This is a genomic window from Zobellella iuensis, from assembly GCF_016746085.1.
Lineage (GTDB): Bacteria > Pseudomonadota > Gammaproteobacteria > Enterobacterales > Aeromonadaceae > Oceanimonas > Oceanimonas iuensis.
The window spans coordinates 17,666-39,207 of record NZ_JAERTZ010000008.1; the positions used below are offsets into that span (position 1 = coordinate 17,666).

At 62.1% G+C, this 21,542-nt stretch carries 18 protein-coding genes; 8 read left to right on the top strand and 10 right to left on the bottom strand.

Annotated elements, in window-relative coordinates:
* The first annotated feature begins 105 nt into the window (after positions 1 to 105).
* From JKV55_RS03025 to tauD, 7 genes are all read left to right on the top strand, one after another.
* Entirely contained in the window at positions 106 to 981 is an 876-nt protein-coding gene (locus tag JKV55_RS03025) for a LysR family transcriptional regulator (RefSeq protein WP_202082273.1), read from the top strand.
* A 166-nt stretch (positions 982 to 1,147) separates the two neighbouring features.
* Positions 1,148 to 2,083: a chromate resistance protein ChrB domain-containing protein gene (locus JKV55_RS03030; protein ID WP_202082274.1), complete on the top strand. Its 936-nt coding sequence runs from the start codon at positions 1,148 to 1,150 to the stop codon at positions 2,081 to 2,083.
* Positions 2,080 to 3,429 (top strand): chromate efflux transporter, encoded by a 1,350-nt coding sequence (chrA, locus tag JKV55_RS03035; protein WP_202082275.1) that lies wholly within the window; start codon positions 2,080 to 2,082, stop codon positions 3,427 to 3,429. The genes JKV55_RS03030 and chrA overlap by 4 nt, the downstream gene beginning before the upstream one ends.
* A gap of 253 nt (positions 3,430 to 3,682) precedes the next feature.
* Positions 3,683 to 4,675 carry a taurine ABC transporter substrate-binding protein gene (gene tauA, locus JKV55_RS03040; RefSeq protein ID WP_202082276.1) on the top strand — a complete coding sequence of 331 codons (993 nt, stop codon included), beginning with the start codon at positions 3,683 to 3,685 and terminating at the stop codon, positions 4,673 to 4,675.
* Between the two features lie 18 nt (positions 4,676 to 4,693).
* Positions 4,694 to 5,491 carry a taurine ABC transporter ATP-binding subunit gene (gene tauB, locus JKV55_RS03045; RefSeq protein ID WP_202082277.1) on the top strand — a complete coding sequence of 266 codons (798 nt, stop codon included), beginning with the start codon at positions 4,694 to 4,696 and terminating at the stop codon, positions 5,489 to 5,491.
* Complete coding sequence (tauC, locus tag JKV55_RS03050) at positions 5,488 to 6,306, top strand: taurine ABC transporter permease TauC (RefSeq protein ID WP_202082278.1); 819 nt, start codon at positions 5,488 to 5,490, stop codon at positions 6,304 to 6,306. Before tauB ends, tauC begins: the two co-directional genes overlap by 4 nt.
* Before the next feature lie 55 nt (positions 6,307 to 6,361).
* Positions 6,362 to 7,195, top strand: coding sequence for a taurine dioxygenase (gene tauD, locus JKV55_RS03055; protein WP_202082279.1), 834 nt, complete (start codon positions 6,362 to 6,364; stop codon positions 7,193 to 7,195).
* Positions 7,196 to 7,197: 2 nt separating this feature from the next.
* On the opposite strand, the gene JKV55_RS03060 is transcribed toward tauD, so the two are convergent.
* The 10 genes from JKV55_RS03060 to JKV55_RS03105 form a co-directional block, all read right to left on the bottom strand.
* Positions 7,198 to 8,583: a flavin-containing monooxygenase gene (locus JKV55_RS03060; protein ID WP_202082280.1), complete on the bottom strand. Its 1,386-nt coding sequence runs from the start codon at positions 8,581 to 8,583 to the stop codon at positions 7,198 to 7,200.
* Between the two features lie 33 nt (positions 8,584 to 8,616).
* Complete coding sequence (locus JKV55_RS03065; RefSeq protein WP_202082281.1) at positions 8,617 to 10,293, bottom strand: dipeptide ABC transporter ATP-binding protein; 1,677 nt, start codon at positions 10,291 to 10,293, stop codon at positions 8,617 to 8,619.
* Positions 10,290 to 11,189, bottom strand: coding sequence for an ABC transporter permease (locus JKV55_RS03070; protein ID WP_202082282.1), 900 nt, complete (start codon positions 11,187 to 11,189; stop codon positions 10,290 to 10,292). The genes JKV55_RS03065 and JKV55_RS03070 overlap by 4 nt, the downstream gene beginning before the upstream one ends.
* Positions 11,190 to 11,216: 27 nt before the next feature.
* The gene (locus JKV55_RS03075; protein WP_202082283.1) at positions 11,217 to 12,197 is read right to left on the bottom strand and encodes an ABC transporter permease; all 981 of its coding nucleotides are present in this window, start codon (positions 12,195 to 12,197) and stop codon (positions 11,217 to 11,219) included.
* On the bottom strand, positions 12,194 to 13,810 hold the full coding sequence (locus JKV55_RS03080) for an ABC transporter substrate-binding protein (RefSeq protein ID WP_202082284.1): 1,617 nt from the start codon (positions 13,808 to 13,810) through the stop codon (positions 12,194 to 12,196). The genes JKV55_RS03075 and JKV55_RS03080 overlap by 4 nt, the downstream gene beginning before the upstream one ends.
* A 291-nt stretch (positions 13,811 to 14,101) precedes the next feature.
* Complete coding sequence (locus JKV55_RS03085) at positions 14,102 to 15,745, bottom strand: ABC transporter ATP-binding protein (RefSeq protein WP_202082285.1); 1,644 nt, start codon at positions 15,743 to 15,745, stop codon at positions 14,102 to 14,104.
* Positions 15,738 to 16,559, bottom strand: a complete 822-nt coding sequence (locus tag JKV55_RS03090; protein WP_202082368.1) for an ABC transporter permease — start codon at positions 16,557 to 16,559, stop codon at positions 15,738 to 15,740. The genes JKV55_RS03085 and JKV55_RS03090 overlap by 8 nt, the downstream gene beginning before the upstream one ends.
* 13 nt (positions 16,560 to 16,572) lie before the next feature.
* A complete protein-coding gene (locus JKV55_RS20200; protein ID WP_202082286.1) occupies positions 16,573 to 17,520 on the bottom strand; it encodes an ABC transporter permease in 948 nt (315 codons plus the stop codon).
* Between the two features lie 92 nt (positions 17,521 to 17,612).
* Positions 17,613 to 19,199: an ABC transporter substrate-binding protein gene (locus tag JKV55_RS03100; protein WP_202082287.1), complete on the bottom strand. Its 1,587-nt coding sequence runs from the start codon at positions 19,197 to 19,199 to the stop codon at positions 17,613 to 17,615.
* A 27-nt stretch (positions 19,200 to 19,226) separates the two neighbouring features.
* The gene (locus JKV55_RS03105) at positions 19,227 to 20,165 is read right to left on the bottom strand and encodes a homocysteine S-methyltransferase family protein (RefSeq protein WP_202082288.1); all 939 of its coding nucleotides are present in this window, start codon (positions 20,163 to 20,165) and stop codon (positions 19,227 to 19,229) included.
* Positions 20,166 to 20,522: 357 nt separating this feature from the next.
* Here JKV55_RS03105 and JKV55_RS03110 point away from each other — a divergent pair, with 357 nt between their 5' ends.
* Positions 20,523 to 21,533 carry an isopenicillin N synthase family dioxygenase gene (locus JKV55_RS03110; RefSeq protein ID WP_202082289.1) on the top strand — a complete coding sequence of 337 codons (1,011 nt, stop codon included), beginning with the start codon at positions 20,523 to 20,525 and terminating at the stop codon, positions 21,531 to 21,533.
* Positions 21,534 to 21,542 lie beyond the last annotated feature (9 nt).

The following is a 21,542-nucleotide window of genomic DNA, read 5'->3' on the forward strand; positions in this document are numbered from 1 at the left end:
CCCGGGTCTTGGCCTGCCGTTGCAGGCGCCTAACATACGGGGCTCCGTCCGACTCGACAAACGGCGATATTTTGCATGAGCCATTAGAAAAATTTGAGGGTTTATATGGTACGTCCCCACCTGCCGTTAAAGGCGCTGCGGGCCTTCGAGGCCTCGGCCCGGCACCTGAGCTTTACCCGCGCGGCCATCGAACTGTGCGTCACCCAGGCCGCGGTCAGCCACCAGGTCAAGAGCCTCGAGCAGCAGTTGCAGGTGACCCTGTTCAAACGGTTGCCCCGCGGGCTGATGCTCACCCGCGAAGGCGAACTGCTGCTGCCGGTGCTGCGCGATTCGTTCGACCAGATCAGCCACACCCTGGGGCGGCTCGGGGACGGCAACTATCGGGAAGTGCTGAACGTGGGGGCCGTGGGCACCTTCGCCGTGGGCTGGCTGCTGCCCCGCCTGGCGGATTTTCAGGCAAAATATCCCTTCATCGACCTGCGCCTCTCCACCAACAACAACAGGGTGGACATCGCCGCCGAAGGGCTCGACTACGCCATCCGCTTCGGCACCGGCGCCTGGCACGGCATAGCGGCGCACCCCCTGCTGCCGGCCTCGCTGTCGGTGCTGTGCATTCCCGCCATCGCCGCCCGGCTCGGCAGCCCCGTCGATGTGCTGAACGAAACCTGGCTGCGCTCCTACCGGGCCGACGAATGGACGGAATGGCTGCTGGCCGCCGGGGTGGCGGCCAGCCTGCCGGTGCCGGGGAGCATGGTGTTCGACTCGTCCATCGCCATGATGGAAGCGGCGCTGCAGGGGGCCGGCCTGGCCCTCGCCCCTCCCCTGATGTTTTCCCGCCACCTGGCCGCCGGGGATCTGGTGCAACCCTTCGACACCGCCGTCAGCCTGGGCAGCTACTGGCTTACGCGCCTGCAGTCGCGGGCCGAAACCCCCGCCATGGCCGCTTTTAGGGAATGGGTGATCGGGGTCGCGAAACCCTGACCGGCTTTTTCAACCTGTACAGGCGATACCACTCCGTGGATACCTGCATCACCACCGGCAAGCGCCCCCTGGCATGCCATGCCGTAATGGCGGACCTCTTGCGCAGGGAAAAAGACATCTATAATCTTGTAGCAATCTCTACAAAAGTGTTTTTATCTCTACCACTATGAACTGGCTACTGTTGATCCTGACGCTGCCCACCGAGAATGCCACCGCGCGCATGCGGGCCTGGCGGGCGCTCAAGGCCGCCGGCGCCGCCGTGCTGCGCGACGGCGTCTACCTGCTGCCGGCACGGGACGAACTGCGGCTGACCCTTCGCCAGATCGCCCGGGATGTCGGCGAACAGGGCGGCACCGCGTTTTTGCTCGATACCCGCAACGAAGAAGGGCCGGATTTTGTCCCCTGGTTTGATCGCGGCCAGGAGTTCAAGGAATTCCTGGGCGAGCTCGCCGAACTGCAGGCACTGTTGGCCGCCACGCCAGCCCAGGACAACCTCAAACAGGTACGCAAGTTGCGCAAGCGTTTCGGCCAGTTGGCCGCCATCGACTTTTTCCCCGACCAGCCCCAACGCCAGGCGGAAACGGCCCTGGTGCAGCTGGAGCGTGACATAGCCCGCCGGATGAGCCCCGACGAACCCAGCCCGACCGGCACGCCGCTGCCGGCGCTGAATATCGCCGACTACCGCAACAGCTTGTGGGCCACCCGCGCCCGCCCCTGGGTCGACCGGCTGGCCAGCGCCTGGCTTATTCGCCGCTTTATCGATCCCGGCGCCCGCTTGCTGTGGCTGACGTCGGTGCGGGATTGTCCCCCCGAGGCGCTGGGCTTCGACTTCGACGGCGCCGCCTTCAGCCATGCCGGCGACCTGGTCACCTTCGAGGTGCTGCTGGCCAGTTTCGGCCTCGGCACGGCGGCCTTGCAGCGCCTGGCCGGCATCGTCCATTACCTGGACGTGGGCGGCATCCCGCCCCCCGAGGCCAGCGGCATCGAAAGCCTGCTGGCCGGCCTGCGCGACACCCTCGCCGATGACGATGCCTTGCTGGCCGCCGCCGGCACCGTCTTCGACGGTTTACTCACCACCTTTGAAAAGGAAATTTCCCGATGAAGCACCCCCTCGCCGATACCAAGGCGCCGCCAGCCGAGGTCAGTTTCTGGCAGGCCCTGCTGTTCTGGCTCAAGCTGGGCTTTATCAGTTTCGGCGGCCCGGCCGGGCAAATCGCCATCATGCACAGCGAGCTGGTGGATCGCCGCCGCTGGATCAGCGAAAAGCGTTTCCTGCACGCCCTCAACTACTGCATGGTGCTGCCCGGGCCCGAAGCCCAGCAACTGGCTGTTTATATCGGCTGGCTGCTGCACCGCACCAGGGGCGGGTTGGTGGCCGGCATCCTGTTCGTACTGCCCTCCCTGTTCATCCTTATCGGCCTGTCCTGGATCTACCTGGCCTTCGGCGATGTGCCCCTGGTGGAGGGGATTTTCTACGGCATCAAGCCGGCGGTCACCGCCATCGTGGCCCAGGCCGCCTGGCGCATCGGCTCCCGGGTGCTGAAGAACCGGGTGCTCTGGGCCATCGCCGCCGCCTCGTTCATCGCCATTTTCGCCTTCAACCTGCCCTTCCCGGCCATACTGCTGGGCGCCGCCCTGATCGGCTACATCGGCGGCCGTATCAGCCCGTCCCGCTTCCAGGCCGGCGGCGGTCATGCCGCCTCCTCCACCGCGGCCGGTCCGGCGATCATCGACGATGACACCCCCACCCCGGAGCACGCCGTGTTCCGCTGGTCGCGGCTGGGCTGGGTGCTGCTGGTCGGTGCCCTGCTCTGGCTGTTGCCCATGGCGGCCATGACCACCACCCTGGGCTGGTCCCATGATCTGACCCAGATGGGTTGGTTTTTTACCAAGGCGGCCCTGCTGACCTTCGGCGGGGCCTATGCGGTGCTGCCCTATGTCTACCAGGGCGCGGTAGGGCACCATGGCTGGGCCAGCCCCACCCAGATGATCGACGGCCTGGCACTGGGCGAAACCACACCGGGTCCGCTGATCATGGTGGTTGCCTTCGTCGGCTTTGTCGGCGGCTATGTCAAGGCGCTGTTCGGCCCGGACAGCCTGTTCCTGGCCGGCGCCGCCGCGGCCGCCCTGGTGACCTGGTTTACCTTTTTGCCCTCTTTCCTGTTTATTCTCGCCGGCGGTCCCCTGGTGGAGTCCACCCACGGCAACCTCCACCTGACCGCGCCCCTGACGGCCATCACCGCCGCCGTGGTGGGGGTGATCCTGAACCTGGCGCTGTTTTTCGGCTATCACGTGCTCTGGCCCCAGGGCTTTGGCGGCCTGTTCGACTGGCCATCGGCCCTGATCGCCCTCGCCGCCGCCATCGCCCTGTTCCGCTACAAGCGCAATGTGATCCTGGTGCTCAGCCTGAGCGCCCTGGCCGGCCTGGTCGTCCATCTCTTGCTTTGATCTTTGCACATAGCCCAGAGCTCCTGACCGAGCTTTGGGCTATACGCGCACCTCTGTTCCGCTGGCATGCCGTCATAAGCCATTGCAGCCTGGTCAAATATCCGTTGAGCATTCGCCGCAGCCCGAAACTGCGAAACCTTATTACATATTCATTTTAAAGCTAAATATTTTATTTTTTATTCGTTATTGCTATTTAAAGTGCTTGTTAATCTCCTCGTCATCACCCCAGTATCCCGATGACGAGGACGCCTCTATGAGTACTTCCGGCAAGAACACCACCCTGCTTTCCACCCTGGCCCTGGGATTGGGCCTGGCCTTTTCGACCCAGGCCCAGATCACCATCGCCTACCAGACCGGCATCGATCCCACCAAGGTGCCCCAGGCCGATGGCGCCTACGAGGCCGCCATCGGCCAGCCCCTGGCATGGCGCCCCTTCAACAGCGGCGCCGAGGTCATCAGCGCCCTGGCCTCGGGCGATGTGCAAATCGGTAACCTGGGCTCCAGCCCACTGGCCGCCGCCACCAGCCAGGGGCTGCCGTTGGTCACCTTCCTGGTCGCCGCCCAGATCAACAGCGCCGAAGCCCTGGTGGTGCGAGAGGGCAGCGGCATCGAACGCCCACAGGATTTGGTGGGCAAGACCATCGCCACCCCCTTCGTTTCCACCTCCCACTACAGCCTGCTCGGTGCGCTCAATCACTGGCAGATCCCGCCCGGCCAGTTGCGCCTCATCAACCTGCAACCGCCGGCCATCGCCGCCGCCTGGGCCCGGGGCGACATCGACGGCGCCTTCGTCTGGTCGCCTGCCCTGGGCGAGATCAAGCGCAGCGGCACCGTGCTGACCGACGCCGCCGAGGTGGGCAGCTGGGGAGCCCCCACCTTCGAGGTGTGGGTGGCGCGCAAGGACTTTGCCGATAAGCACCCCGAGGTGCTGAGCCAATTCGCCCGGGTCAGCCTGGATGCCTTCGCTGACTATCATGCCAACCAGGCCGACTGGACGGCCGACTCCGCGCCGGTGGCCAAGATAGCGCGCCTGACCGGCGCCACCCCCGAGGACGTGCCCGAGCTGCTCGCCGGCTCCCATTTCCCCGGTGCCGAAGATCAGCTGTCCGAGTCCCTGCTGGGGGGCGGCACCGCCCGGGCTATTGCCGACACGGCCGGCTTCCTGAAGGAGCAGGGCCGTATAGAACGGGTGCTGGATGACTACTCCGCCTTCGTCAGCGCCGATTACGTGAACTCGGCCTACTGAAGCGGGAGGCACTGCACCATGGCGACACTGTCCCTGACCAATGTGGGCGCCCATTACGGCCAACCGGAGCAGCCGGTGCTGGAGCAGATCAACCTGACCCTGGCCGCCGGACAGCTGCTGGTGGCACTGGGGCCCTCCGGCAGCGGCAAGACGACGCTGCTGAACCTTATCGCCGGCTTCCTGCCTCCGGATACCGGACGTATCAGCCTCGATGGCCGGCCCGTCACCGGACCGGGTGCGGATCGGAGCCTGGTGTTTCAGGACCACGCCCTGCTGCCCTGGCAGGACGTATTGACCAATGTGGCCTTCGGCCTGCAACTGGCCGGCGTGGCCAGGGCGGAACGGGAAGACAGGGCCCGGGAGCTGCTGCAACGGGTTGGCCTGGGCGGAATGGAAAAGCGTGGAGTCTGGCAGCTGTCCGGCGGCCAGCGCCAGCGGGTGGGCCTGGCCCGGGCCCTGGCCGCCCGCCCCCGGGTGTTGCTGCTGGATGAACCCTTCGGCGCCCTGGATGCCTTTACCCGAGAGCAGATGCAGGAGCTGCTGTTGCAGGTATGGGAGCAAGAGAACACCCCCATGCTGCTGATCACCCACGACATCGAGGAAGCGGTGTTTCTGGCCACCGACCTGCTGCTGTTGGCTCCCAATCCCGGGCGAGTGCTGGAACAGCGCCCGCTGGACTTTGGCCGCCGATGGCTGGGAGGCACGCCGACCCGGGCCATCAAGTCGGATCCGGACTTCATCGCCGCCCGGGAGCAGGTATTGCAACGTGTCTTCGACACCCGGCGCCAACACATCGACAGGAGGAATGACCCATGAACAACGCCGAACTCCGCTTGCCGGCCAAGGTCGTTTCCCCCGGCCACCGCTGGTCGCCGGCCCGGCTGTCGCTGCTGACCCTGGCCGGTTTGTTGCTGCTCTGGTGGGGACTGACCGGCTTCGGCCTTATCGGCCCCCTGTTTCTGCCCTCGCCCCAGCGGGTACTGACGCGCTTCTGGCAGGTGGTCACCGACGGCTACATGGACGCCACCCTCTGGCAGCACCTCGCAGCCAGCCTGTCGCGCATCGGCCTGGCGCTGCTGGCGGCCCTGCTGTTCGCCCTGCCACTGGGAGTGCTGATCGGGTATTCCAGAACCGTCAGGGCGGTGTTCGATCCCCTGATCGAGTTTTACCGCCCTGTACCGCCCCTGGCCTATCTGCCCCTCATCGTGATCTGGTTCGGTATCGGCGAGCTGTCCAAGGTGCTGCTGATTTACCTGGCCATCTTCGCCCCCCTTGCCATCGCCACCGCCGAAGGCGTCCGCCGCATTGAGCCCAACCGGCTGCGGGCCGCCCAGAGCCTGGGCGCCAGCCGCTGGCAGCTGGTCCGTCATGTCATCGTGCCCGGAGCCCTGCCCGACATCCTGACCGGCCTGCGCATCGGCCTGGGCGTGGGCTGGTCCACCCTGGTGGCCGCCGAGCTGGTCGCCGCCACCGAGGGACTCGGCTTCATGGTGCAGTCGGCCGCTCAGTTCCTGGCCACCGACGTGGTGATGCTCGGCATCCTGGTCATCGCCCTGATCGCCAGCCTGCTCGAGTTTCTGCTCCGCCACCTGCAGCGCCGTCTGACGCCCTGGCATGGCCAGCATTATTGATTCCCTACCGCCGGCCCCGAGCCGGCCTTGACTACCCATTGAGAGATAACTCATCATGAGCCTGACCCTTCATCCCCTGAGCCCGGCCCTCGGCGCCCGTGTCGACGGCATCGATCTGAGCCGCCCCCTCGACCACGACGAGTTCAACGCCCTCGAACAGGCCCTGCTCGAACACCAGGTGCTGTTTTTCCGCAACCAGCCCCTGTCTCCCTCCCAGCAGGCCAGCCTGGCCGCCCGCTTCGGCGATCTCCACATTCACCCCATCTATCCCCGGGTCGAGGAGCAGCCCGAAATCCTGGTACTGGACACGGCAGTGACCGATGTGCGTGACAACGCCATCTGGCACACGGACGTGACCTTTTTGCCCACCCCCGCCATGGGTGCCCTGCTGGCCGCCAAGCAGGTGCCGTCCCATGGCGGCGATACCCTGTGGGCCAGCGGCTACGCGGCCTTCGAGGCATTGTCGGCTCCCCTGCAGCACCTGCTCGACGGCCTGACCGCCACCCACGATTTCACCAAGTCCTTCCCGCAGAGCCGCTACGGGCAGGGCCCGGAGGCAGAGGAGCGCTGGCAACGGGCCCGGCGCGATCATCCCCCCCTGTCCCACCCGGTGATCCGCACCCACCCCCGGACCGGGCGCAAGGCGCTGTTCGTCAACGAGGGCTTCACCACCCGCATCAACGAGCTGGAGGAAGCAGAAAGCCAGTCCTTGCTGGCCTTTCTGTTCGCCCACGCCACCAAGCCGGAATACACCGTGCGCTGGCACTGGCAACCGGACGATCTGGTGTTCTGGGACAACCGCGTCACCCAGCACTACGCGGTGGACGACTACCGTCCCCAGCGTCGTATCATGCACAGGGCCACCATACTGGGCGACCGGCCGGTGTAAGCTCAGGCAAGCTCGTCGCCCAGTAATTCGGCATCGGCAAAGGCTCGCAACAGCGCCTGGTGTCGTTCGAAATCCCGACGGTACAAACTCCGTGTTATTCCTTGGGCCAACTGCCTGGCGCCACTGCCGATACCCGGGATATCACTGCTGATCTTGCCCATGCTGAAGGTGGCGGCGGTATTGAAACAATGAACCCGCTCCAGGGCAGGACATGCACCGGGCGAGCGCTCCCTGAATGAAAAGTCGTCGTTCAGATCCGGATAGCCCTGCGGTGAATGTTGCTCCACCCCGGTTAACCAACGAACATAAGGCAGCAGCGCCGACAACTCGGGCCTGTCCTGCAGATCCAGGCGAAAGCCGGTCGCGAAGATCAGGAAGTCCAGGGAAAAGGTGCCACCTGGCGTCGTGAGCCGGATGCCGTCGTCGTCGGGCCTCAGGCCGGTCACCGGGCTGCCGAAATGGAAATGTCCACCCGGCTGGCGGCGTATTCTCAACAAGCTGTGCCGGGGCGGCGGTACGCGTCGTTGCCGGATAAATTCCAGCAGTTGCCCCTTCTGCTCCGGCCCGAGTGCCTGGAAGCCGTAATAGCTGCCCTCGTGAGCCATCGCCTTCCAGTAGTTGATGCGTGCGAACTCGCTTTCCCTGATAAAGATGTCGACCCGCGCCGCCCCCGCTTCCAGCGCCATGGCCGCGTTGTCCATGGCCGAATCTCCGCCGCCCACCACGCCCACCCGCCGGCCTTTCAGTGCGGAAAAGTCGATGGCCTCGGTACTGTGCTGCCAGTGGGTGCGTGGCAATTCCCAGGCAATATCGGGTATTTGCACGGCCCCCGCGCCCAGCATGCCCGTGGCCAACACCAGATGCCGGGCAAAGTAGCGTCGCCGCTCGCCATTCTGTTGCACCACCAGCGTCAACAGCTCCCCGGCTTCGGGCTGCACCGTCAGTAACCGGGATTCATGCTGTACCGGCAAGGCCAGGACTCGGCGAAACCACTCAAGATAGTCGCCCCATACCAGGCGAGGGATCTTGTCCAGTTGCCGCCAGGCTGCCTCACCGAAGCGCGCCTGGTACCAGGCACGGAAGGTGAGGGACGGCAAGCCGAGCGCGGGGCCGACCAGATGTTTGGGCGAACGCAGGGTTTCCATGCGGGCGAAGGTCGTCCAGGGCCCCGCCTGGCCAGGCGGAGCCTGTTCGAACACCCTGACATTGCCTATGCCCAGTTGCCGCAAGGCGGCGCTGGCCGCCAGGCCGGCCATGCCGCCCCCGATGATGGCCACATCGAGCACCGCCTGGCCTTGATGTTCCCGGGGCGGTACCCAGTTGGTCGTCGGCCAGTCCAGCCATTCCAGATCCTGTCGTAGGCGTTGTTCCAAATCGTCCAGTGTCATCGTGATGAGCCTTGTTTGAAATGAGTAGGGATATCAACCACTCTTGGCGCGGGGAATCGCCGCCAATAGCTTGCGGGTATAGGGATGGCGAGGCTGGGTCCAAATCTGTTCATGGTCGCCCTGCTCAACAATACGGCCACGCGCCATGACCAGCACGCGGTCGGCGATATAGCGCACCACGGCCAGATCATGGGAGATAAACAGATAAGAAAGGTTGTACTCGGCCTTGAGCTCTACCAACAGATTGAGGATTTGAGCCTGCACCGACACGTCCAGGGCCGAGACGGCTTCGTCGCAGACCAGCAGATCCGGCTGTCCGAGCAGGGCCCGGGCGATCACGATACGCTGGCGCTGACCACCGGAAAATTCGTGGGGATAGCGGCCCAGGCTACGGGCCGACAGGCCAACATCGGACAGTATCTTGCGTGCCCTTTGCTGGCGTTGCCGGAAGTTTTCCCCGCTCAGCAGGCGTTGCACCGCGTCGAACGCATCCCCTATGCGGTGCCGGGGGTTCAAGGCACCGTACGGATCTTGAAACACCATCTGGGCACGCCGCCGGAAAGGCCGCAACTGATGCTCGGTACATCGCGTGATGTCTTCGCCGTCGAAGTGAATACGGCCCTGATCCACCGCCATCAGCCGCAGCAGGCACTTGCCCAGAGTGGATTTGCCACAGCCCGACTCCCCCACCAGCCCCAGCGTCTCGCCCGGCTGGATCTGCAGGCTGATGTCATCCAGCACCCGCAACTGGCCTGTGCCCTGAGGGTAATGCTTGACCAGCGACTCGACGGCGACGAGGGGAGCCTGTCGGATCACCGGCTCCCGGTTGAATTCGACGGGCCGGGTCGGACTCAGTTCAAAGCGATGGTCAGTTTCGCCCTCATGCTGCGTGACCCGGATCTCGGCCAGTCGCTGCCGGCGGTAATGGCTGGGGTTATGCCATCCCAGGGAAGCGGCGATCAGCCCCTGGCTGTAGGGATGGCGTGGCCGTTCAAACAGGCACCGTCGACTCCGCTGCTCCAGCACTCGGCCAGCATGCATTACCATGACCCTGTCGGCCCGCTCGCTGACCACCCCCAGATCATGGGTGATCAGCAGCACCCCCATGCCCAGTTGCCGGCGCAACTCGTCCAGCAAATCGAGGATCCCGGCCTGAGTAGTGACATCCAGCGCCGTGGTCGGCTCATCGGCAATCAGTACCCGGGGCCGACAGGCCACGGCCATGGCGATCATGACCCGCTGCCGCTGCCCCCCCGACAGCTGATGGGGATAGTGGCGCAACAGCTCGCCCTCCCCGGGCAGATGAACCATCTCCAGCAGTTTCAGCACTTCCTGCCGGCCTTCTCGCCGGCGCAATCGGCGGTGCCGGTACAATACTTCCATCAATTGCTCGCCAATCGTCAACACGGGATTGAGGCTGGACAGCGGCTCCTGAAAAATCATGGCCAGCCGATTGCCCTGCAGTTGCCGCCATTCCCGCGTCTTCAGCGGCAGCAGCGATTGCCCCTCGAGCAACACCTCCCCCTCGACCCGGGTACCGGCGGGCAATAACCCCATCAGCGCCAACGCCGTGGTGGATTTGCCGCACCCCGATTCGCCGACCAGCGCCAGGGTCTCGCCCTGATGCAGGGCCAGATCGAGCTCCCGAACCACCTTACTTCCCCCATAATCCACGCTCAGTTGGCGAGTTTCTAGTATTGCGGTGCTCATGCCGCGCTCCTCGTTCTTGGATTCAACAGGTCGTTAATACCGTCGCCGAGCAGGTTGAATGCCAGCACCAGCAGGATGATGGCCGACCCCGGCAGTACCGTCAGAAACCAGGCCGACCCAAGCTGCTCCCTGCTGGCGCCTATCATGCTTCCCCAGCTCACCACATTGGGATCGCTCAGTCCCAGAAAGGACAGCCCGGATTCGGTCAGGATGGCGCCGGCGACCAGTACCGAGCCGGTGACGATCAAGGGGGGCAAGGCATTCGGCAATATCTCCCTGGTCATGATGTGCCAGTGGGAAAAACCCATTCCCCTGGCGGCCAGCACGAAGTCGGCCCCTTGCAGCCGGCGAAACTCGCTGCGAGCCAGGCGCGCCACCTCGGGCCAGGAGGCCAGTCCTATGGCCAGATGGATCATGCCCAGCGTCGCCTCGCCGATGGCCAGCATCACCACGACCAGCAAAAAAGCGGGCATGGTCTGGAACAGCTCGGTCAGCCTGAGCAGCACCATATCCAGCCACCCACCGAAATAGCCTCCCAGGGCGCCAATCAGGATACCGATCACCAGGCTCAGGCCCGCCGCCCCCAGGCCGATGACCAAAGAAGTTCGGGCGCCGTGCGCCATGGCCGCGGCCAGGTCCCGGCCGAGAGAGTCGGTGCCCAGGGGAAACAGGGGATCTTCCCCGGGCCACAGCAGCGGCATGCCGACCATGGCCAGGGGATCGACGGGGTAGAGAAAGGGGGCGGCCCAGGCCAATGCCGACACCATCAGCAACAGCGACAGCCCCAGCAGCAGCATCGGATCCCCTTTCCACCTCCCCCGCAGGACAGTCCAAGGCCGGTCACTGTACCCACCGGCATGGTCCGTGATGGAAGACAGCAGGCTCTTTTCGTTCATCGGCGTCTCCTTCTTTGGTTGTATGGGTCAGTGATCACGCATGCGCGGATCGAGCCAGAGCTGCAGGGCGTCGACCAGGGCATTGATCACCACCACCAGCAGTGACGACAGCAGCAGGATCCCCAGCAGCAGGTTGAAGTCCCGCGCCAGCACCGCTTCCAGCGTCAGCCGCCCTATTCCCGGCCAGCCGAAGACACTTTCCGTCACCGCGGCGCCGCCGAACAGGGCGGCGAAGTGCATGCCCGCCATGGTGGTCACCGGCAACAGGGCATTGCGCAAATGGTGGCGCAGCAAGATGCGGGCGGGCGACAACCCCTTGGCCCGGGCGGTACGGATGAAGTCCTGCCCCGCCAGATCAAGCATGGCGGCCCGGATGAGGCGGGCGTACACCGCGATAAAAAAGGTGGCAAGGGTGACGATGGGCAGCACCGCATGACGCAGGCGATCCCAAAGCCAGTCGCCCCCGCTGAGTGATTGTCCGATGGTGGCGTGGCCATTGGCGGGCAGCCAGCCGAGCGTGACCGAGAACACCAGTATGACCATAAGGCCGAACCAGAATCCGGGCATCGAATACAACAGCAGATTGAGCAGGGAAAGCACCCGTTCCGGCCAGCGTCCCGCCCACACCGCCATTGCCACCCCCATGGCCAGGCCTAGCGCCAGCGCCAGCAGCAAGCCACCGCCTACCAGCAACAGGGTGTTGGGCAGGCGGCTCAGGATCAGCTCAAGCACCGGCATGTTAAAACGCAGGGACATGCCCAGGTCGAACCGGGCCAGGTCGGCCAGGTAGCCGCCAAATTGCTGCCACCAGCTCGCCGTCAGCCCGAGCTGTTCCCGCAACAGCGCCATGCTCTCGGCACTGGCCCCGCCGGATTCGGCGGCAAGCACGTCCACCACATCCCCCGGCACGCTCTGCAACAGCAGGAAATTCAGCACCAGGATGCCGAACACCGTCGGTGCCATATGCAGCAGCCGGCGTCGCAGCGATGGGAAGACACCCTGGCTCATGCCCCGCTCTCCCGCTGCCGCCCTGACGGCGCTAGATCCACATTGGCCAGGGTATGCCTGACACCGCTGGCGCTGTCGTTGAAGCCATGGACCCGGGTGTGATAAACCGTCGTCTGGTGCAGCACGACCAGGGCGATGGAAGGAATGTCCCGAACGACGATGTCCTGGAACGCCTTGAACTGCCCTGCCCTGCGTTCATCGTCGGTTTCCACCGCCGCCGCTTCGAGCAGTTCATCCACCCGTGGATTCCGGTAATGGTTGGCGTTCGAGAAGGGGACACCAGGCTGAAAACTTTTCGACCAGTAAATACGCTGCAGGCCCACGGTAGGATCGAACATGGTGCTCACCCCGCTGACGGTGAAGTCGAAATCCCGTTCGGCATACACCCGGCGGATATAGCTGGCGGGATCCTGGGCCCGCAGTTCCACCCCTATCCCCAGCCGGGAGAGGGCGCTGCGCAGATACACCGCGGTCCGCTGGAAACTGTCGTCAAAAGGGTTGAAATCCAGGGTCAGGGAGAAGCGCTTGCCGCCCTTGGCGACATGACCGGCTTCATCCAGCAACTGGTTGGCCCGTTCAGGATCATGGGGATAGGGATCCTTTCCCTCATGGCGGTAGCGGGGAAAGCTCGTCGCCGCGATGGGCCCCACGGATACATCGGCATAACCGTAATGCACCACTCGCTTGATGACCTCCCTGTCGATGGCATGGGCGATGGCCTGGCGCACCTTGAGGTTGGCGAGGATCGGATGATCGAGGTTGAACTCCAGCATGCTCACCACAGGGTTGTCCTGATACCCTTCGGTCGTGACCGCCAGGTGAGGATACCTATGCAGGTGCTGAATTTCGCTCAATGGTATGGGGTTGCCCGGCCCCAGATCGAGTTCGCCACTCTGGAAGGCATTCATCCGTGCCGCCACATCCGGGACAATCCGGAAAACCAGCCGGTCGATATGGGGCAGCTCCTCTCCCCAGTAATGGGGGTTGCGCTCGTAGAGGATATGGCTGCCCCGTTCCCAATGCTTGAATATAAAGGGTCCCGTGCCCACGGGCGCATGGTTGAGGGAGTGAGTGAGCAAATCGCCGTCCCGGTACAGGTGGGAAGGCAGCATGGGGGTTTCGCCACCGGCAAAGGCCAGAATCAGATAGGGAGCAGGCTTGGCCAGACGGATAACGACGCCATGGCGGCCTTCGGCCTCGACCCCGATGACATGGGCAAAGGTGGCGCTGCCACGGGGATGGTAACGCTTGACGGTGTTGATGGAAAACACCACGTCATCGGCGGTGAACGGTGCGCCATCGTGCCAACGCACGCCTTCACGCAGTTGGAAGCGGTAACTCAGGCCATCCTCCGAGATCGTCCAGGATGTAGCCAGCTGGGGCCTGGGCTGCAGCGCGGCATCATAGTGCAGCAGCCCCTCCAGCACCTTGCTGCTGGTCACCACGCTGGTGCCGCTGGTATTGGCGAAAGAAACCAGGGTCGGTGGCTCCGGGTTGATCACCAGGTTGAGGATCTTGTCCCCAAGAGAGTGACTATCGCCATCGTCCGTTTCCGCCAGACTGGCCACGACATCGGACACCGCCCAGGCGGGTACCCCCAGCATCAATGTCATTGCCGATATATTTTTCAATAACGCACGACGTGAAAGCGTCATTTCCCCTCCCGGCCAAAATATTGGTTAATGTAATTAGAGTGAATAACCGGACATGGAGAACCACGCCCAATGACCGATCACTCCAGACCTAGACTAATACCGTAAGCAGCCAAATAAAAAGCAAGAATTATTCATTTACTTTAAACCAGAAAGCTGAATTACATATAAGAAAGAACAATAATAATTCCCAAGAAAACATCCAAAGAACAAAAAACTTCTCATGGATAAGTTATCAACAAATTGATATTTTCAATTTCTGAGGTTATCGCAAGAGTCTGACTTCATCGCCAGCGCCTCCTCAAGCCAGCCGAGCCGCATCTGCGGTACCGACGCCAATAGCTTGCGGGTATAGTCATCAAAAGGAGGGGTCAACACCTCTTCATGGCGCCCGTGGCGTACCACCCGGCCTTGATGCATGACCGAAATAACGTCGGCGATGGCCCTTACCGTCATCAGGTCATGAGTAATGAATAGATAGGCGACCTGCTTCCGCTTTTGCAACCGGAGCAGCAATTGCAGGATACCGTCGGCAACCAGGGGATCCAGGGCGCTGGTGATTTCATCGCAAATAATCACGCTAGGCTCCGCCGCCAAGGCACGGGCAATACATACTCTCTGTTTCTGACCACCGGAGAGTTCGTCAGGGTAACGGTCAATATAGTCAGGCTCAAGCTCGATGGCATCCAGCAATTCCAATGTCCGCTCCCGCCTTGCCTTGCCCTGCAGTCCGAAATAGAAACTCAGCGGTCGACCGATAATGGTGCCCACCGTATGGCGCGGATTCATCGCGGTGTCGGCCATCTGATAAATCATCTGCAGCTGACGCAGGCTTTGCTTGCTTCGTCCTTTCACCGTCGGGGCCAAAAGATGGCCGTCAAAATAGACCCTTCCTTCCTGGGGTGGAAGCAAACCCGTAATCACCCTTGCCAGGGTCGACTTGCCGGATCCGGACTCCCCCACCACGGCCAGGGTCTGCCCCGGGGCCAGCGACAGCGAGACCTTGTCCAGGGTCGGCGCCGTGCCCTTGGCATAGGCCGCCACCACAGAGTCCACCGTCAGGATCGACGATGAACAAACAGGCTTGTCAAGGCGAGCCATGGCCCGCTTCCCGACCAAGGCCCGCGTGTATTCCTCACGGGGAGCCTCGATGATCTGGCGGGTCTCGCCATATTCCACCATTTTTCCCTGACGCAACACCATGATGTGATCGGCCACCTGGGCGACCACCGCCAGATCATGGGTGATATAGAGCGCACTCACTCCCGTTTCACGAATGGCCTTCTTGATGGATGCCAGCACATCGAGCTGGGTAGTGACATCCAGGGCGGTAGTGGGCTCATCGAAGATAATCAGCGCGGGCCTGGGACACAGTGCCATGGCCGTCATGGCTCGCTGCAGTTGCCCCCCTGATACCTGATGAGGATAGCACTCGCCAAAATGCTCCGGATCAGGCAACCCAAGCTGGCGGAATAACTCTATGGCCCTGGCAATGGCTTCGGGCCGGCTGGCCAGGCCATGCTGCAGAGTGGACTCGATCACTTGATCCATCAGCCGCCGGGCGGGATTGAAGGCGGACGCCGCCGACTGCGCGACGTAACAGACCTCCCTGCCCCGCAGCCGGCGCAACGCCTGCCCCCCGTGCCGGAGAATATCGCGTTGCCTGATGAACACCTCGCCGGCCGTGATCCGCACCCCTTTTCGGGCATAACCCGCCGACGACAAGCCGATGCTTGACTTGCCGGCGCCTGACTCGCCAATCAGCCCCAACACCTTGCCTGGCGCCAGCGTCAGATTGACGTTATCGGCCACGGTAATTTCGCGGGGAGCCTCTCCCGCCGGATGGAAAGTGGCCGCCATCCTGAGGTGGCGGATTTCAAGCAAAGGTTCAGCCATGGCGGCCTCCTTTAAGATCGGTGGTGCGTCGCAACAGCCAGTCCGCGACCAGATTGATGGAAATGGCCAGCAAAGCAATGGCTGCCGCCGGCATCAGGGCCGCCGGTACACCGAACACGATACCCTGGCGGTTCTCGCGTACTATGCTGCCCCAATCCGCCGCCGGTGGCTGGACCCCCAGCCCGAGAAACGACAGGGACGACAGGAAGAGCACGGCAAAGATAAAACGCAGCCCCAGTTCGGCGATGAGTGGTGACAAGGCATTCGGCAAAATCTCGTGGAAAATGATCCAGACTTTGCCTTCACCTCGCAGCCGTGCCGCCTCGACGAAATCCAGCACATTAATATCCACCGCCAGGGCGCGTGCGATGCGAAAGACCCGGGTCGCGTCGAGCAGCCCCATGATCAGGATCAAGGTGAGCATGGAGCCAGGCATCACGGAAAGGATGACCAATGCCAGAATCAAGGTCGGTACTGACATCACCAAATCAACCAGTCGAGATGTCAGTTGCTCAATCCAGCCCCCCACTACTGCGGCCCAGATCCCCAATGTCACCCCCAAGGCAAAGGCCAATCCGGTAGACAGCGCCGCAATCGTCATGGTGGTTCTCGCCCCATAGACAAGCCGCGACCACAAGTCACGCCCCAGGTGGTCGGTCCCCAACAGGAACTCCGTCGAACGCGGCGCCCACATCTCGCCGACGATCTCCGCTATGCCATAGGGGGCAATCCAGGGCGCGAACAGGGCGATGATGATAAAAAACAAGGTCATTAACAGACCGGCCATTGCCGAAACCGGCATCTGCTTGAACATCAGTCCTTCCCCTTCACTTCGGGTAGCGCAGTCGCGGATTGGCCAGAATGGCAACGATGTCAGCCACCATGTTCAAGCCGATATAGACGGCGGCGAATATCAACCCCACCGCCTGTACTACCGGCAGGTCGCGCTTGGCAACATGGTCGATGAGATACTGTCCCATTCCCGGATAAACAAAGATCACTTCGACCACCACCACTCCGACAACCAGAAACGCCATATTCAGGGTAATCACATTGATCACGGGGGCGATGGCATTGGGCAAGGCATGGTGGTAAATGATGCGGGATCGGCGCAATCCCTTGAGTTCGGCGGTTTCAATATAGGCGGATTGCATCACATTAAGAATGGCGGCCCGTGTCATACGCATCATGTGAGCCAGGGTAATCAAGGTCAGCGTGATGACCGGCAAGGCAATGGCCTTCATTCGCTCGCCCAAGCTCATGTTGCCATGGATATTGGACACACTGGGAAGCCAATCCAGATGGACGGCAAAAAAGTAAATCAAGACGTACCCAACAAAGAATTCCGGCAGCGAAATTGCCGTAAGCGCCGAGCCCGAAATCAGTCTGTCTGGCCAACGGTTCAGATAGCGAACCGCGACCAGCCCGAGCATGACGGACAGCGGCACGGCCAGCACCGAGGCCCAGAAAGCCAGAAACAGGGTGTTGCCCGCTCGATCCCGCAACGAACCGGCGATATCGCGGTTGTTGGACAAGGCGGTGCCGAGATCTCCCTGCAGAATGGCACCCAGCCATTGCAGATAGCGTTGCCAGGCTGGTGTATCGAGGCCCAGTTCACGGCGCATGTTGGCCAGAGCCTCCGGCGTCGCACCCTGCCCAAGGATGGCCTGGGCCACATCGCCGGGCAGCAGCTGAGTACCAGCGAAAATAAGACCGGATACGGCCAACAACAAAAGAAGGCTCAGCGCCAGGCGCTGGCCGACAAGTTTTATCACAAACACGTTTTTGGACTCTTACCTGTTCATGGAGGGCATGCTGGCCCGAATCGCTGGGGATTGTCGGGCCAGGCGGCGACGTCAAGACCGGACTACGCTTCCAGCCATAGTCTCTCCACCACTCGGGTGGCCACCTCTCCGGGCACATTGAAGTGGCCCTGGACATTGGCGGCCGAGCCCGACACCGAGTCGATATAGAGCGGCACCACCGTGCTGCCTTCTTGGTTGTAGAGCAGCTGAATATCGTGATAAATCTGCCGGCGGCGCTCTTCATCCAGCTCCGAGCGTGCCGCTATGATCAGTTGATCAAGTGCGGAACTTTGCCATCTGGATTCGTTCCAGGGAGCGTCGGACAGATTGACCATCGACAAATAGGCATCGGCGGTGGGTCTGTTCGACCATCCGGATGCGCAGAATGCATGGTTGCGCCAGACTTCCGACCAATACCCGTCTGCCGGGACACGATTGACACGGAATGGAATGCCCGCCTTGATGGCCGACTGCCGGTATATTTCGGCTGCGGAGACAGCCCCGTCAAAGCTGGCCCCCTCGGCCGCGCTCAGCACGATCTCCTTACTGTGGCCGGACTTTTTCCAGTGAAACAGTGCCTTGTCCGGATCATAAGCATGCTGTGGCAAGTCGCGGGTAAAGTAGCGGTTGGTCGGGAAAATAGGACTGTCGTTTGCAACCTCCCCATAGCCATTGACCAGGGATTTGAGCAGTTGCTCCCGATCCAGCGCATACTTGAGCGCAAGGCGCACATCCGGGTTGGAGAAGGGCTCGCGGTCCGCAAGACCGGGGAAGGTCACCTGGAAACTGCCTGGATTACGATGTACCTGAACGCTTCTTGCGGTTTCCAGGCGGGAAACCACTCCATGAGGTACCCGATTGATAAAGTGCACGGCACCGCTCAGCAGGGCGGCAACCCGGGCCGCGCTGTCGTTGAATGCCAGGGTTTCGACACTGTCCACGAAGGCGCGGTCCGACTTCCAGTAGTCCTTGTTACGAGACGTCAGGGTTCTCACGCCGGGCTCAAAACGTTCGAGCACGTAAGGCCCGGTGCCGATCCCTTTGTCGAAATCCTCGCCCGCGGCGGTAATGGCGAAGTTAACCTCGGCCAGCAGGAAAGGAAAATCCACGTTGGGAGAATGCAGCGTAATGACTACCTGCTTGTTGTCGACGGCCTCGATGCCGGTTACCTGGCTCATGTAACCGCGCACGGCGGACTGTGAGTCTTCCTTGCGATGATGATTGAGTGAATAAACCACATCGGCCGCCGCCAACGTCTTTCCGTTGTGAAAGGTGACCCCATCGCGCAGAGTAAACAGCCACTGCGCGCCCTGTTGCCGAGGAGTCCATTCCACCGCCAGCCCCGGCTTGAGTGAGCCATCATCATCCAGCTCGGTCAGGGTGTTAAACAGCTGACGGCCGATGTGGTACATATATTGTTCGAAATAAAATGCGGGATCGATACGGTCGCTGCTGGACGCGTTATCGATGCCCAGTATCAGATGGCCACCGCGTTGTGGCGTTTTTGGGGCCAGGCTGGCCAGGACGCTGCCCGGCAGTATCATTCCGGCAAGGACACCGGCGGTTACCGCCGAGGTTTGCTGAAGGAAGAGACGACGGCTATGGCCATCGACGGACAAGTCGCTGGGGATATCGGAAAGTTTGGTCATGGGATCTTCTCTCAAGGTAACAAGGTATCAATACTCGGAACTTCGGCTTGGCCGGTCGCCGCCAAGAGCACGAGCAAGCGCCTGGATATGTTCAGGGCCAATGCCGCAGCAACCGCCGATAATGTCGGCCCCGGCCTTTTTCCAGGATTCGCCAAACGCCAGATAAGCCGCTGTATCCAGGTCATCGCGCAGGGTGCTGAGCCCTTCATTCGCCACCTGCTCTTTCTCCTGGGGGACGAAGCTGTTTGCATATACGCCCAGCCGCAGAGACAGCCTTCCGGCGTCGAGCACTGCCCGAGCCCGACCGATGGCCGCTTCCATCACCTCGGCCTGGCTGCAGTTGAACAGCAAGGCACTGGCCCCTGCCTCCATGGCTGCCTCCACCGCCTGCTCGATAGACTCGCCCGAACGGAGCCTCACCCTTCTCTCGCCCCCGGCCCCGCTGCCGTCCTCCTCGAGCGTGAAGGAAAACCAGCGCGGTCGGGCATCGCCTTGCAGGGCATCCGCGACCACCCTCACCTCGGCAACCGAACTCAAGGTCTCCGCCAGCCACAGATCCACATAGGGTGACAACCCCTCCACCAAGGGCCCAATAATGGCCGGAGCCTGGATCTCATCGAAGAGTTCGGGCTGATAGGAACCGAAGAGTGGTGGCAATGAGCCGGCGACTCTCGCCGGGCCCGGTGACTTGTCAGCGCTCGCACGCGCCAACCGGCCGGCCAGCCTGGCCAGCTCAAGGCCACGGCTGGCGAAGGTCTCGCTACCGATATGAAAGGGGACCAGCGCGTAGGAATTGGTCGTGATGACCTCGGCCCCCGCATCGATGAAGGCATCGTGTACTTGGCCCACCACGGCGGGCGCTTCCATCAACGCCAAGGCGGACCATTCCGGCTGTCGGAACGGGGCGCCTCGTCTCAATAACTCGCGCCCCATTCCCCCATCAAGTATCGTGATTAATCCGGACATCCGTTTATCCTTTTTAAATGACCGCGCACCCAAAGCTGACGCTCAAAATATCGCCTCAACCACATAGCGGCTGGATTTGAGCGGCTAAAATCCCATGACCAAATAAAATTTCAAAACATAAATTATCGATATGAATATCTAAATAATTGTACCGTCGACAGCGTTCACCCTGACCCTATGACAAACTGGCCCCAAAAAAACAGATAAACATATAAGAAAACCAGATATTGCCACCACCGACGAGCACAGCCGCGGCATTATCTTAAAAAATGGATATCTATTAGCTTTTAATTCGTTAGCCGAGCAGATTAATGAAAATAAAATACAGCCACTTTTCACTTAAACGAGGAATGAGTTATGAAAGAATTGCAACTACCTGTACTTGATCTGAGTGATTTCCACGCTGGCGGAGAACGGCGGCAATCCTTTCTGGATGACCTTGGCGAAGCGGCACGCAATGTCGGCTTTTTCTATCTGGTCGGCCATGGGTTAACGAACGAACAGCAGCGGCAGGTCATGCAGCTGGCGGCGGATTTTTTCGCCCTGCCGTTGGCACAGAAACTGGAGGTTGAAATGCGTCATTCACCGCACTTTCGTGGCTACACCCGCCTGCAGGGGGAAGTCACCCTGGGACGGCCGGATTCGCGCGAACAGTTCGATATCATGCGGGAAGAGCCCGTACGGCCCCAGGCTCGGGACCAGCCGACCTGGTGGCGCCTGCACGGCCCCAACCAGTGGCCGGCACAACTCCCGCAGATGCGCCCCGTTTTGCTGCAATGGCAGCAGGAACTGAGCGATATCACCGTCACCCTGTTACGGGCCTTCGCCCTGGTGCTGCAACAACCGGAACACATCTTTGACGAGACGATTCAGGATGCACCTTACCAACACATGAAGCTGATCCGCTATCCGGGCCGCAGCTTGCCCGACGAAGAGCAAGGCGTCGGCGCCCACAAGGATCCCGGTTATCTCACCCTGGTATTGCAAGGCGAGCAGTCCGGCCTGGAAGTATTGACCGAGGACGGTTGGCTGGCAGCCCGCCCTTTACCCGGCTCTTTTGTGGTCAATATCGGCGAACTGCTGGAACTGGCGTCCAACGGTTATTTGCGGGCCACCTACCACAGGGTGGTCAGCCCGCCGGCGGGAATAGAACGCCTCTCCTGCGCCTTTTTCATGGCCGCCCGGCTCGATGCGACCGTTCCCTTGTTGCCGCTCCCGTCACATCTGGCGGAACTGGCCAAAGGGCCGGCCAGCGACCCGCTCAATCCCCTCTTCTACCAGGTGGGTCAAAACGTGCTGAAAGGGCGCCTGCGCTCCCACCCCGATGTGGCCCAGGCTCATTACCGGGATCTGGCCGTGCCGGCTTGACCCAGGGTA

What these genes read in the sequence shown, in the direction of transcription:
- JKV55_RS03025 (WP_202082273.1), top strand. Translation starts at nt 106, where the DNA reads ATGGTACGTCCCCACCTGCCGTTAAAGGCGCTGCGGGCCTTCGAGGCC.
- JKV55_RS03030 (WP_202082274.1), top strand. Translation starts at nt 1,148, where the DNA reads ATGAACTGGCTACTGTTGATCCTGACGCTGCCCACCGAGAATGCCACC.
- chrA (WP_202082275.1), top strand. Translation starts at nt 2,080, where the DNA reads ATGAAGCACCCCCTCGCCGATACCAAGGCGCCGCCAGCCGAGGTCAGT.
- tauA (WP_202082276.1), top strand. Translation starts at nt 3,683, where the DNA reads ATGAGTACTTCCGGCAAGAACACCACCCTGCTTTCCACCCTGGCCCTG.
- tauB (WP_202082277.1), top strand. Translation starts at nt 4,694, where the DNA reads ATGGCGACACTGTCCCTGACCAATGTGGGCGCCCATTACGGCCAACCG.
- tauC (WP_202082278.1), top strand. Translation starts at nt 5,488, where the DNA reads ATGAACAACGCCGAACTCCGCTTGCCGGCCAAGGTCGTTTCCCCCGGC.
- tauD (WP_202082279.1), top strand. Translation starts at nt 6,362, where the DNA reads ATGAGCCTGACCCTTCATCCCCTGAGCCCGGCCCTCGGCGCCCGTGTC.
- JKV55_RS03060 (WP_202082280.1), bottom strand. Translation starts at nt 8,583, where the DNA reads ATGACACTGGACGATTTGGAACAACGCCTACGACAGGATCTGGAATGG.
- JKV55_RS03065 (WP_202082281.1), bottom strand. Translation starts at nt 10,293, where the DNA reads ATGAGCACCGCAATACTAGAAACTCGCCAACTGAGCGTGGATTATGGG.
- JKV55_RS03070 (WP_202082282.1), bottom strand. Translation starts at nt 11,189, where the DNA reads ATGAACGAAAAGAGCCTGCTGTCTTCCATCACGGACCATGCCGGTGGG.
- JKV55_RS03075 (WP_202082283.1), bottom strand. Translation starts at nt 12,197, where the DNA reads ATGAGCCAGGGTGTCTTCCCATCGCTGCGACGCCGGCTGCTGCATATG.
- JKV55_RS03080 (WP_202082284.1), bottom strand. Translation starts at nt 13,810, where the DNA reads ATGACATTGATGCTGGGGGTACCCGCCTGGGCGGTGTCCGATGTCGTG.
- JKV55_RS03085 (WP_202082285.1), bottom strand. Translation starts at nt 15,745, where the DNA reads ATGGCTGAACCTTTGCTTGAAATCCGCCACCTCAGGATGGCGGCCACT.
- JKV55_RS03090 (WP_202082368.1), bottom strand. Translation starts at nt 16,559, where the DNA reads ATGTTCAAGCAGATGCCGGTTTCGGCAATGGCCGGTCTGTTAATGACC.
- JKV55_RS03100 (WP_202082287.1), bottom strand. Translation starts at nt 19,199, where the DNA reads ATGACCAAACTTTCCGATATCCCCAGCGACTTGTCCGTCGATGGCCAT.
- JKV55_RS03105 (WP_202082288.1), bottom strand. Translation starts at nt 20,165, where the DNA reads ATGTCCGGATTAATCACGATACTTGATGGGGGAATGGGGCGCGAGTTA.
- JKV55_RS03110 (WP_202082289.1), top strand. Translation starts at nt 20,523, where the DNA reads ATGAAAGAATTGCAACTACCTGTACTTGATCTGAGTGATTTCCACGCT.